At 66.2% G+C, this 11,849-nt stretch carries 12 protein-coding genes and 1 tRNA gene; 2 read left to right on the forward strand and 11 right to left on the reverse strand.

Annotation, left to right across the window (positions count from 1 at the left end; all coding sequences use genetic code 11):
• Window positions 1–13 precede the first annotated feature (13 nt).
• The 3 genes from AC0L2H_RS07500 to AC0L2H_RS07510 are packed head-to-tail and all read right to left on the reverse strand — an operon-like array spanning window position 14 to window position 3,240.
• Window positions 14–1,231 carry an ABC transporter permease gene (locus tag AC0L2H_RS07500; protein WP_473589632.1) on the reverse strand — a complete coding sequence of 406 codons (1,218 nt, stop codon included), beginning with the start codon at window positions 1,229–1,231 and terminating at the stop codon, window positions 14–16.
• Between the two features lies 1 nt (window position 1,232).
• On the reverse strand, window positions 1,233–1,940 hold the full coding sequence (locus AC0L2H_RS07505; RefSeq protein WP_473589633.1) for an ABC transporter ATP-binding protein: 708 nt from the start codon (window positions 1,938–1,940) through the stop codon (window positions 1,233–1,235).
• Window positions 1,941–1,944: 4 nt separating this feature from the next.
• A complete protein-coding gene (locus AC0L2H_RS07510) occupies window positions 1,945–3,240 on the reverse strand; it encodes an efflux RND transporter periplasmic adaptor subunit (protein WP_473589634.1) in 1,296 nt (431 codons plus the stop codon).
• 112 nt (window positions 3,241–3,352) lie between these two features.
• On the opposite strand from AC0L2H_RS07510, the gene AC0L2H_RS07515 reads away from it, so the two are divergent.
• Window positions 3,353–4,261: a PhzF family phenazine biosynthesis protein gene (locus tag AC0L2H_RS07515; RefSeq protein ID WP_473589635.1), complete on the forward strand. Its 909-nt coding sequence runs from the start codon at window positions 3,353–3,355 to the stop codon at window positions 4,259–4,261.
• A 348-nt stretch (window positions 4,262–4,609) separates the two neighbouring features.
• Window positions 4,610–4,685, forward strand: a tRNA-Lys gene (locus AC0L2H_RS07520).
• Window positions 4,686–4,789: 104 nt separating this feature from the next.
• Here AC0L2H_RS07520 and AC0L2H_RS07525 read toward each other — a convergent pair.
• From AC0L2H_RS07525 to cbiE, 8 genes are all read right to left on the reverse strand, one after another.
• Window positions 4,790–5,194 carry a hypothetical protein gene (locus AC0L2H_RS07525; protein ID WP_473589636.1) on the reverse strand — a complete coding sequence of 135 codons (405 nt, stop codon included), beginning with the start codon at window positions 5,192–5,194 and terminating at the stop codon, window positions 4,790–4,792.
• Between the two features lie 91 nt (window positions 5,195–5,285).
• A complete protein-coding gene (gene cobT / locus AC0L2H_RS07530) occupies window positions 5,286–6,296 on the reverse strand; it encodes a nicotinate-nucleotide--dimethylbenzimidazole phosphoribosyltransferase (protein WP_473589637.1) in 1,011 nt (336 codons plus the stop codon).
• A gap of 24 nt (window positions 6,297–6,320) precedes the next feature.
• A complete protein-coding gene (locus AC0L2H_RS07535; RefSeq protein WP_473589638.1) occupies window positions 6,321–7,088 on the reverse strand; it encodes an adenosylcobinamide-GDP ribazoletransferase in 768 nt (255 codons plus the stop codon).
• Window positions 7,085–8,398, reverse strand: a complete 1,314-nt coding sequence (locus AC0L2H_RS07540) for a cobyrinate a,c-diamide synthase (protein ID WP_473589639.1) — start codon at window positions 8,396–8,398, stop codon at window positions 7,085–7,087. Before AC0L2H_RS07540 ends, AC0L2H_RS07535 begins: the two co-directional genes overlap by 4 nt.
• Window positions 8,395–9,204: a uroporphyrinogen-III C-methyltransferase gene (gene cobA / locus AC0L2H_RS07545; protein WP_473589640.1), complete on the reverse strand. Its 810-nt coding sequence runs from the start codon at window positions 9,202–9,204 to the stop codon at window positions 8,395–8,397. Before cobA ends, AC0L2H_RS07540 begins: the two co-directional genes overlap by 4 nt.
• Window positions 9,201–9,965, reverse strand: a complete 765-nt coding sequence (cobM, locus tag AC0L2H_RS07550) for a precorrin-4 C(11)-methyltransferase (RefSeq protein WP_473589641.1) — start codon at window positions 9,963–9,965, stop codon at window positions 9,201–9,203. The genes cobA and cobM overlap by 4 nt, the downstream gene beginning before the upstream one ends.
• Window positions 9,962–10,489 (reverse strand): cobalamin biosynthesis protein, encoded by a 528-nt coding sequence (locus tag AC0L2H_RS07555; protein WP_473589642.1) that lies wholly within the window; start codon window positions 10,487–10,489, stop codon window positions 9,962–9,964. The genes cobM and AC0L2H_RS07555 overlap by 4 nt, the downstream gene beginning before the upstream one ends.
• Entirely contained in the window at window positions 10,468–11,697 is a 1,230-nt protein-coding gene (cbiE, locus tag AC0L2H_RS07560; RefSeq protein WP_473589643.1) for a precorrin-6y C5,15-methyltransferase (decarboxylating) subunit CbiE, read from the reverse strand. The genes AC0L2H_RS07555 and cbiE overlap by 22 nt, the downstream gene beginning before the upstream one ends.
• Window positions 11,698–11,849 lie beyond the last annotated feature (152 nt).

An 11,849-nucleotide genomic window follows, 5' to 3' on the forward strand; every position in this document is an offset into this window, starting at 1 on the left:
CGCGTGACGCCCTCTATTCATGCCTCAGCGCGTCGATCGGATCGAGCCTTGCGCCGCGCAGCGCCGGGAAGAAACCGAACACCATGCCAATCAGCGCCGAGAAACCGACGGCAAGCAGAATGACCGCCGGGCTTGGCGCGAACGGTATGGTCAGCGCCACCGAGGCGAGGCCGGCGAGCGCCAGGCCGATCAGGATGCCGATGATGCCGCCGAGCAGCGACAGCACCGTCGCCTCGACCAGGAACTGGATCAGGATGTGCTTTTCATGCGCGCCGATGGCCAGCCGGATGCCGATCTCGCGGGTGCGTTCGGTGACCGACACAAGCATGATGTTCATGATGCCGATGCCGCCGACCAGCAGGCTGACGCCGGCGACGGCGCCGAGCATTCCGGTCATGGTGGTGGTGGCGCTGGCCATGGCGTCGGCAATCTGGGTCATGTCGCGGATCGAGAAATCGTCCTCGCGGTCGGGCGTGATGCGGCGCGTGTCGCGCAATATGTCTTCGACGCGTGGCAGCAGTTCGCTCGTCGGCGTCCTGTCGTCGGCGGCGACATAGATGTTGTCGACATCGCGGTTGCCGGCGATGCGGCGCTGGTACGCATGCAGCGGCATCAGCACGACATTGTCCTGGTCCTGGCCGAAGCCGGTATAGCCCTTGGGCTCGAGCAGGCCGATGATCTTGCAGGAGGTGCGGTTGACGCGGATGATCTCGCCCTCGGGGTCGCCGGCGCCGAAGAACTGCTGGCGCACCGTTTCGCCGATCAGGCAGACGCCGGTGCCCGAGCGGGTTTCGGAATCGCTGAACGGGCGGCCCGACGCCAGCTTCCAGTCGCGCGCATCGAGATAGGCGCTGTCGGTGCCGGTAACGCCCGAGGTCAGGCTCTCGGTGCCGAAGATGACGCGCACCTGTTTTTGCGAGGCAGGCGAAATGGCGCGGGCCCCGGTCAGGTGGGCGACGAGCGCGGCGACGTCCTTTTCGGCAAGCGGACGGACCACCTGGTCGAGCCCTCCCGGTCCGCCTGGGCCGGCCGGGCGGCCGGAACGGATGACGAGCAGATTGCTGCCGAGCTTGGCGATGTCGGACTTGACCTTTTCGGTGGTGCCGGAGCCGATGGTGAGCATGGCGATGACGGCGGCGACGCCGATGACGATGCCGAGCAGCGTCAGGAACGAACGCAACACGTTGCGGCGCACGGACAATAGCGAGAGGCGGACGGTTTCCCAGAGCAAGTCAGGCCACCTCCAGGTTCATGCTGTCGGAGGCGACGTGGCCGTCGAGGAAGCGAATCGTGCGCTCGGCATAGCCGGCGACATCGGCCTCGTGGGTGACCATGGCGATGGTGAGGCCGAGCTCGGTGTTGAGCCGGGTCAGCAGTTCCATGATCTCATGCGTGCGGGCGGTGTCGAGATTGCCGGTCGGCTCGTCGGCCACCAGAAGCGTCGGCCTGGTGACGATGGCGCGCGCGATCGCCACACGCTGCTGCTGACCGCCGGAAAGCTCGGCCGGCGTGTGGTGCTCGCGGCCGACAAGGCCGACCTCGGCCAGCGCCTTCATGGCAAGGTCGTGACGGTCGCGGGCGCCGACGCCGCGGTAGATCAGCGGCAGTTCGACATTTTCCACCGCGGTGGTGCGCGGGAGGAGGTTATAGCCCTGAAAGACGAAGCCGACATAGAGATTGCGCAGCATGGCGCGGCGGTTGCGGTCGAGGCGGCCGGCATCGATGCCCATGAAGGAGTAGGTTCCGGCCGTCGGCGTATCGAGGCAGCCGATGATGTTCATCGCCGTCGATTTGCCCGAGCCGGAGGGACCCATGATGGCGACGAACTCGCCACGACGGATGGCAAGATCGACCCCGGCCAGCGCATGGACCTTGGCTTCGCCCTGGCCATAGCTCTTCCAGACCTGGTCGAAGCTGATGAGGGTCGCGCCCGACGCCATGGCCTTAGCCCCGCTGCTGCGAAGCGGTGATGACTTCCGCGCCTTCGTCGAGGCCCAAGACGATCTCGGTCAGTTCGCCGTCGGTGGAGCCGACCTTGACGTTGACCGGACGCGGCCGCCCGTTCTCCAGGACGTAGAGCGTGCGCGAGCCGTCGGTGGGCGTCGTCGTCGCCTGGCGCTGGCGGTTGCCACCCGGACGCCCCATGCGGCCGGTGAACAGATCCCCCAGGCTCCACCCGCGAGCAGTGGATGCCGCTGGCGGCCGATAGCGGAAGGCGGTGGCCGGCACGGTGAGCACGCCCTTGGCTTGCCTGGTGACGACCGAAACGGTGGCGGTCATGCCGGGCCGCAGCAGCAGTTCATTGTTGTCGACCTCGAGCCGCGCATCGTAGGTGACGACGCCGTCGGTGGTCACGGAGGCGTAGGAGATGTCGCGGATCTCGGCATCGAACGGCCGTTCCGGGAAGGCGTCGACGGTGAAACGGGCATGCTGGCCTGGCCTGACCGCGCCGATGTCGGCCTCGTCGACCGCTGCCTTCAGTTCCATGTTCCTCAGATCGGCGGCGATGACGAACAGCACTGGCGCCTGCAGCGAGGAGGCGACCGTCTGGCCCGGATCGACCGAGCGCGTCAGAACGATGCCGTCGATCGGCGCGTAGATGGTGCTCTTGGCAAGATCGGTCTGCTGCGCCTTGAGGTCGGCATTGGCGATGGCCAGATTGGCTTTGGCGCTGTCGAGCCCCGCCCTGGAGCGGTCGCGCGTGGCGGTTGCCGCTTCAAGCGACTGGTCCGTCGCCATGCCTCGCCTGGTCAGCGCCGCGGCGCGGACAAGCGCCTTTTCGTTTTCGTTGAGCGTCACCGTGGCGTCCTCGACGCTCGCCGCCGCAGCCTTGGCGGAGGCCTCGGCGCGCTCGATCTGGACTTCCAGCTTGGCGGTGTCGAGCGCGGCCAGCACATCGCCTTTCTTCACCTGCTGGTTTTCATTGACCGAAACCGAGCGGACGACTCCGGACAGTTCGCTGGAAATGTCGACCTGGGTGAGGGGCTGCAGCGTGCCGGTGGCCGAAACCGCGACGGTAAGGTCGGCGACAGCGGCCGGCACCGTCGTATAGTCGATCTTGGCGGGAGACCCGGCATACCATTGGTAGCCGACGAAGCCGGCGGCGATGACGATCAGCGCCAGCAGCCCGTAAAGCCAGCCACGGCGACGCGTCTTGCGCAGCCCTTCGCGATCAAGGCCGAGCGCCGTCTCGATGGCGGAATCCGATTCCGTCTTTGGCAGATTGACAATCTGGTCCACGCCGGACCCCTATAACGCCTGATGTCCCTATGAGTGTACAAATCAGGCTGACCGGTTCGAATATCAAATTAAATTTCGCTCATGTTTGGATTCAGGCAGAGGACTTTCTGAAATGCAGCCGCGCAATTACTTGCTTTATGATGTGTTCACGACCGAGCAACTGGCCGGCAATCCGCTGGCCGTCGTGCTCGACAGCAAAGGGCTGGACACGGCCGGGATGCAGGCCATTGCGCGCGAATTCAATCTCTCCGAAACCGTCTTCGTGCTGCCTGCCGACAACCCCAAACACCGCAATCGTATCCGCATTTTCACGCCCGACTACGAAATGCCTTTCGCTGGCCATCCGACCGTAGGTTCGGCGATCGCGCTCGCCGAGCAGGCGGGCGAGGGCGGGGCCGGCATCTTCGTGTTGGAGGAGAATATCGGCCCGGTGCGCTGCGCCGTCAGCAAGCATGACGGCGCCACCTTTGCCGAGTTCGACCTGGCGAAACTGCCGGAGCGGCTGGAATTGTCGGCCGATCCGGAAGCAATCGGTGCTGCCCTTGGACTCACGCCGCACGAAATCGGCTTCGAGAATCATCGGGTCTCATTCTGGTCGGCCGGCGTCCCCTATGTGACCATACCCGTCGCCGACCTAGAGGCGGCAGGTCGGATAAGGCTCGACAACCAGGCGTGGTCGGAACTGGCGCCGCGCAAGAGCGAATGGGCTTTCGCCAGCCCCTATGTCTACTGCCGCGAGAGGGTGAACCACGACAGCGCCTTCCATGTGCGCATGATCGTGCCGGGCAGCCCCTCTTACGAGGATCCGGCAACCGGCTCTGCGGCCGCCGCCTTCGCCGGTGCTGTCATGCATTTCGACCGCCCGACGGATGGCGTATCGCAGCTCTGGATCGAGCAGGGGCTGGAGATGGGCCGGCCGTCGCGCATACGCCTCGAACTCAATGTCGAAGGCGGCAAACTGGCGGCCGCCCGCATCGGCGGCCATGCGGTCAAGGTGGCGGAGGGGAGGCTGTTCATTTGATCGCATCCTCACGCTTCGTCATCCTGGGGCGGAGCAGGAGCGAAGCGACGTCGCGAAGACCCTAGGGTCCATGCCGTAACGGCGGAGTGTCGCCGCGGGACACACCTTGGAATTCTTAGCAGGACAGAGGCGCAGGACGGATCACAGCAGAGCGGCTTTTGTTTTGCGCCGCTGCATTCTTCGGCCAATGTTGCGGCATGGATCCTAGGGTCTCTGCTCCGGTTCGCGTTCGCTCCGCCCTAGGATGACGAGAGCCGGTGCGATTTGTCGGGAAATGATTCCGGCAGGGCTGGACATGACTGGTATCGGCGGCTATATGCCCGCCGACGCCGGTTTTACCGGCCGAGTGGGTGCGTAGCTCAGTTGGTAGAGCAGCTGACTCTTAATCAGCGGGTCCACAGTTCAATCCTGTGCGCACCCACCAAAGATTTCAAAGACTTAGGTGGATAGACCCCGTGAACACACCGGGAACGTGGGACGGCCGTGAGACCGTCCCACGTACCACATGGGATTTTTAAGGCTGCCACCTTACGGCGCGGGTTTGCCAAGGCTGGCCTTGAACTTTACCTTCATGGCGATCTGGCCGGTCACAGTGATCTGCGATCCACCCGCGCTGCCCACGCTGCGATCCCTGGCGTTGACATTTGTGGTGACGCTGGTGACCTCGCAGGAGTCGGCGATGGTTTCGATCACCATGGCACAGCTGCCGGCCGCGACTTTATAGAAGGAACGAAGCCCGGCTTCCTGCTGCACCGCGATGTCTTCATCATCCTTGACCGGAATGCTCATGGTAAGGCTGGATTGCACCTTCGCGAGCCCGTCGTCACCGGCGCGCAGGCGCAGCGGGCGGCGGGTCTCGTCGAGGGTTTGCGAGAATGCCGGTAGAGCCGTGCCGCAAAACAATGCCGTGATAACTACAGTCTTCAAATACATTGAATAGCCTCCAAGAAGATTTTCTCCTCTCATGGAACACTCAAGATCGTGTTATTCTTTTGATTCAATGACGTTGAAAGTTTGACGTGATCTACTTCTCCGAAACACCCGCCTCCGCAAAACTCGCCATTCGAGCATGACACTCCAGCGCCGAGCGGACGATGTTGACGGCGAGGCAGGCGCCGGAGCCTTCGCCGAGCCGCATGCCGAGGTCGAGCAGTGGCGGCAGGCCGAGCGCCTCCAGCAGGCGGCGATGGCCGGATTCGGCCGAGACGTGGGCGGCGATGGTATGGGCGAGGCCGGTGGGGTGCAGCCTGGCCAGGGGAGCGGCGGCGGCGGTGCTGACGAAGCCGTCGAGCAGCACGGGCACATTGTTGTGGCGCGCGGCCAGCGTCGCGCCGAAGATGGCGGCGAGTTCGCGGCCACCAAGCGTGGCTGCGACCTTCAGCGGGTCGGCAAGCGCTTCGGCATGGCGCTTGAGGCCGGCCTCGATGGCGGCGACCTTGCGCTTCAGGCCGGCATCGTCGACGCCGGTGCCCCGCCCCGTCCATTTTTCCGCGCCGCCGCCGAACAGGGCGGTCGAAATGGCGGCGGCGGGCGTGGTGTTGCCGATGCCCATTTCGCCGAAGCAGACGAGGTCAATGTCCTTGGTCACCGCACTGTGACCGGCCGAGACGGCGGCGAGGAAGGCTTTTTCGTCCATTGCCGGCTCCTGCGTGAAATCGCCGGTCGGGTGGTCGAGGTCGAGCGGGATGACATCGAGCTCGGTGCCGGCGATGCGGGCAAGCTGGTTGATGGCGGCACCCCCTCCGGCGAAATTCGCCACCATCTGCACGGTGACCTCCGATGGGAAGGCCGACACGCCTTGCGCGGTGACGCCATGGTTGCCGGCAAAGACAAAGACTTTCACACGGTCAAGCCTCGGCATGTCGCGGCCCTGCCAGCGGGCCAGCCAGGCGGCTATGGTCTCCAGCCGGCCGAGGCTGCCCTGTGGCTTGGTCAGCGTGTTTTGACGGCGGGCCACGGCTGCCGCCGCGGTATCGCTGCCGACAGGCAGGTCGAGGCAGGCCGCGCGCAGTTCATCAAGCGATTTGAAGGGCATGGAAAAGATTTCTCCGAAAGAGAGTCAGGATAGGGAAACGGAAGCGACGAGCAGGATCGTGATCTCGCCGAGTTGCTGCAGCGCTCCGACAGTATCGCCGGTCTGGCCGCCGATCTGGTTGAGGCAGAGCGCGCGGAAGGCGGTGAACAGGAGGCCGAGCAGGATAAGTGCGGCAACTGCTCCGCCCAGCCCAAGCGCCAGCAGCGCGAGCGCGCCAAGTATGGCGCCGAGAGCAGCCGTCTCGGCCGAGACGGCGCCCGCGCCGGCCGAAAGGCCGTCGTCGCGGGCCGGCGGCAGGAGATGCATGAAAGCGCCGAGCAAGCCACGCGAGCCGGCATGGGCCGCAACGAGAGCGAAGAGAACCCCTGCCGGAGTGGTGAACTGTGAGAGCACGCTCCAGCGGATCAGCAGCGACAGGCCGAGCGCGCAAGCGCCGTAAGCGCCGATGCGGCTGTCGCGCATGATCTCCAGCTTTTTCTCACGCGTCTTGCCGCCGCCAAAGCCATCGGCGACGTCCGAAAGCCCGTCCTCGTGCAGGCAGCCCGTGGCGAGCAGGGTGGAGGCCAGCGCCAGGGCTGCCGCCGGTCCGCCGGCGAGACCGAGCCTTGTCCCGACGGCGTAAACCAGGGCGCCAATCAAGGCGACGGCGAGACCGGCCACCGGGGCCGCCCAGATCGCGCTGGCCAGGCTGCGGCCGCGAAAGTCGAAAACCGGCAGCGGCAGCCGGGTGAAGAAGACGAGGCAGAGCGCGATGTCGTCGAGCGCCTGCCGGGGTGAGGGGATTGCGGTCATGCACCCCTCGCAATGGCATGGAAGAACGTCCCGCTGACATTGCCACGCCGGTAGCCCGAAGCGCCCAGCGGATTGCCCTGGCCGTCGGCGAGGTCGGCCAGTGGCTCATCGTTGCCGGTGGCCGTCATCTGCGCATAGTGGAATTCATGGCCGCGGATCAGCGTGCCCTCGGCACCCAGCGGGCAATCGGCGCGCAATTTTGCCTGGCGATAGCCGAGATTCATCTTGCGTTTGGCGAAGCTGGTCGAGTGGCCGAGCAGGCCGAGCATTTTGTGTGTCTCGCCCTCGGCATCTTCCAGCGCTTCGCCCAGCACCATGAAGCCGCCGCACTCGCCATGGATCGGCCGCGTCTCAGCAAACTTTGCCATGCCGGTCCGGAAGTTCGCGGCGCTGGCGAGGCGACCGGCATGAAGTTCGGGATAACCGCCGGGCAGCCAGCAGACGTCGCAATCTTGAGCCAGCCCCTGGTCGGCGAGCGGCGAGAACGGGACGATTTCCGCGCCGGCCTTGCGCCAATGCGCGGCGACATGCGGGTAGAGAAAGGTAAAGGCGGCATCCTGCGCCAATGCGATGCGCTGGCCTGGCGGTGGCAATGCATCGCTGAAATCGCCTGATGCCGGCGTGAATGGCGCCGCCAGCGCCATGATGGCGTCGAGGTCCAGCGATTGTTCGACCATGTCGGCAAGGCGGTCGAGATGCGCCGTCAGGTTCTCGTATTCGCCGGCCTGAACGAGGCCGAGATGGCGTTCCGGCAGGTTCAGCGAGGGATCGCGCAGGATGGCGCCGACCACCGGCAGGCCGATTGCCTCGATGGCTTCGCCGCAGAGCCGGCGGTGGCGTTCGCTGCCCAGCCGGTTGAGCACGACGCCAGCCATGCGCACGTCGGGATCATAGGTGGCAAAACCCTTGGCGACGGCTGCCGCCGTGGTCGACTGGCCGGAGACATCGAGCACCAGCAGCACCGGCAGGCCATAGAGCCGGGCGAGGTCGGCGGCCGAGCCGGAGCGGCCTGGCGCAGCGGGAATGCCGTCGAACAGGCCCATGGCGCTTTCGAGGAAGATGAAGTCGGCATCCTCGGTGGCGTTGCCTGCCAGGGCATTGAGCAAGGCAGGCGACATCGCCCAGCTATCCAGGTTGACGCCGGACAGACCCGTGGCGGCGGTGTGGAAGCCGGGATCGATATAGTCGGGGCCGGATTTGGCGCCGCGCACCTTCAGCCCACGCCTGGCGAGCGCGCGCAAGATGCCGATGGTGACGCTGGTCTTGCCCGAGCCGGAGCGCGGCGCGCCGATGATGATGGCGCGGGTCATGCTTCGCCCGCCAGTGCCGCGCGCATGGCGACGATGCCGCCGACGATAATCAGCGCCGGTGAAGACAGGTCGGCAGCGGTCGCTGCTTCGGCAATGGTGGCGAGCGTGGCGACGACGGTGCGCTCCTGCGGCGTCGTCGCGGCGACGATCACCGCAGCGGGCGTCGACGGCGCCAGACCTCCTTCGAGCAGGGAGGCTGCGATAACGGGCAGATTGGCCATGCCCATATAGACGACGACCGGCTGGCCGGTGCGGGCGATCGCCGTCCAGTCGAGATCGTCATCGGTGCCGGCGGCATGGCCCGTCGCCAGGATGACGGCCTTGTTGATGCCGCGCATGGTGGCCGGTATACCGGTAGCCGCAAGCGCGCTCAGGCCCGAGGTCAGGCCGGGCAGGACGCGGAACGGGATATTCTCGCGCGCCAGCGCCAGCGCCTCTTCGCCGCCACGGCCGAATATATAGGGATCGCCGCCCTTCAGCCTGACGACACGGCGGCCCTCGCGCGCCAGACGCACCAGCAGCGCGGTGATGTCGTCCTGCTTCATCGACGGTTGGCCGCCGCGCTTGCCGGCATAGAACAGCTCTGCACGCTCGGCGACGGCAACGATATCGGGGGAGACCAGTGCGTCGTAGACGAGAGCATCCGCCTCCGCCAATGCCGCCAGCACTTCCAGCGTCAGGCAGCCGGGATCGCCGGGGCCGGCGCCGGCCAACCAGACATGGCCCGGCTCCAAACTGCGCGGCTTGAAGTTCAGCCGCGCGAGCGCCTGTTCGAGCCGGCCGTTTTCCTTGGTGCTGCCGCTCACAATCCGTCCCGTCCGCGAAAACGCCGCTGGTAGTGGGCGTCGTAAAGTGAACTCTCGCCGAAGCCTTCCGCCGCCAGCGAACGGCCGACGAAGATAATTGCCGTGCGTTCCATCGGATCGGCGGCGAGCAGCATTTCGATCGTCGCCAGCGTGCCGATCAGCACGCGCTCGTCCGGCCAGGAGGCGCGGAAGACGATCGCCACCGGGCAGTCGGCGCCGTAGAACGGCGTCAACTCGGCGACGACACGGTCGATGGCGTGGATGGCAAGATGGATGGCGAGCGTGGCGCCGGTGCGGCCGAAGCCGGCCAGCGTCTCGCCGGGTGGCATCTTCGAGGCACGGCCGGAGACGCGCGTCAGCACCAGGCTCTGTGCTACTTCGGGAATGGTCAGCTCGCGGCGAAGTGCTGCCGCCGCGGCGGCGAAGGAGGGAACGCCCGGCGTCAGCGTGTAGGGAATGCCGTGCTTCTCCAGCCGGCGGATCTGCTCGGCGACCGCACTCCAGACCGACAGGTCGCCGGAGTGCAGGCGGGCGACATCGTGGCCGTCTTTGTGGGCGGCGAGATATTCCGCTTCGATCTCGTCGAGCGACATCGGCGCGGTGTCGATCAGTTTTGTCCCCGGCGCGCAGTGCTGCAACAGTTCCGGCGCGACAATCGAACCGGCATGGAGGCAGACCGGACAGCTGGCCAGCAGCCGGCTGCCGCGCAAGGTGATGAGGTCGGCAGCACCCGGACCCGCGCCGATGAAATGAACGGTCATGGCGCATCTCCGCTGATGGCGATGGCGCAGGTGACTGGGCCGAGCACGGTGCGCGGCCCAAGCAGTTTCGCGCCGGCGCCGGCTGCGGCGAGGGCTGAGGCTTCCGAGACGGAGGGCGTGCCGGCGAGATCCTGCGAGAGGCCGGAATGGCTGAGCAAAGAGGCCCCCTCATCCGGCCCTTCGGGCCACCTTCTCCCCACTGGGGAGAAGAGGCTTGCGCCAGCGGTGGTGATCTCCTCTCCCCTCGGGGAGAGGTCGGCCGAGCGAAGCGGAGGCCGGGTGAGGGGGAGCGACGGTTCGGAGCCACCAGCATCCACCACTATAACCGGGAGGTTGAGTTCACGACCGGCAGCGAAAATGGCCTCTTCGCTGCGTTTGAATTCGGTCGTCGCCAAAGCAGACAGCGCGGTCATTGCCAGGCCGTGCGCTTCCAGCGCGGTTTCCACCGCGGCAAGCACTTCGCCTGCGCTGACGCCTTTGCGACTGCCGATGCCCGCGACCATCATGGCTTCACCCAGCTCCATTGGGTGACCGGCATGGCCGGGCGCCAAGCCTGCATTGCGCCGACGGGCGAGGCGCGCGATATGGCGATGCGGGCCAGATCGCCGCCGAATTTGGTGTGCTGGGCGAGAAGCAAGGCTTCCATCTCCAGCGTCACGGCATTGGCGACCAATCGGCCGCCGGAGGACAGCGCCTTGATGGCTGCACTCAGCACGCCGGCATCGCTGCCGCCACCGCCGATGAAGATCGCGTCCGCCTGCTCAAGCCCGGCCAGCGCCTTGGGTGCGGCACCTTCGACGACGACGAGGCCGGGAACGCCGCAGGCGGCGGCGTTGCGGGCGATGCGGGCGGCGCGGGTCGGCTCGGCCTCGATGGCGATGGCGCGCAAGGAAGGGTGCGCCAGCATCCACTCGATGCCGACCGAGCCGGAGCCGGCGCCGATGTCCCACAGCAATTCGCCGCGTCTTGGCGCCAGCGCCGACAAGGTCATGGCGCGGATCTCGCGCTTGGTGATCTGGCCGTCATGCTCGAACAAATGGTCGGCCAGGCCCGATGTCAGCGGCAGGATTCGTGCGTCCGAAGTCGATTCCACTTCAATCGCCAGCACGTTGAGCGGGTTGATGTTTTCGAGATCGAAGGCGTTGGCTCGGGCGCTCCGCAGCGTTTCATTAGGGCCGCCCAGCGCCTCCAGAACCGTCAGCCTTGACGTGCCGAAGTCAAGTTCGGTCAACAGCCGCGCAATCGCCACCGGCGCGTCGCCGTCCGAGGTGAGGGCAAGAATGCGAATGCCAGGATGTAGCAGTGGCCGGATCAGGTCGAGCGGCCGGCCGTGCAGCGAGATGGTCTCGATGTCTGGCAAGGCCCAGCCGAGGCGGGCGGCCGCCAGCGAAATGGCTGACGGTGCCGGGATGACATGCATCTCCCGGAGCTTGACCTTGCGGGCGAGGGTGGCGCCGACGCCATGGAAGAACGGATCGCCGGAGGCGAGCACGCAGACATTTTTGCCGGCAAGCGCCAGCACGTCGCGCATGTCAGGATCGAAGGGCGTCGGCCAGGCGCGGGCTTCGCCTGTGATCAGCGACGCCATCAGCGCAAGGTGGCGCTTGCCGCCGAAGATGACTTCCGCCTCAGCAACCAGTTGCTTGGCCTCGTCGCCGAGACCCGCTACACCGTCCTCGCCGACGCCGACGATGGTTAGCCATTGAGGCGTCGGCTGTTTGTTGTTTGACATGCCGCGCCGCCCCTCATCCGCCTGCCGGCACCTTCTCCCCGTATAGTGACGGGGAGAAGGGAGAAGCTCCAACGCTGACGCCCCCCTCTCCCCGTTCTCTACGGGGAGAGGGTAAGGGTGAGGGGCAGCGCCGACGCCGTGCAATATGGTGC

The sequence above is a fragment of the Mesorhizobium sp. WSM4871 genome (genome assembly GCF_055811295.1).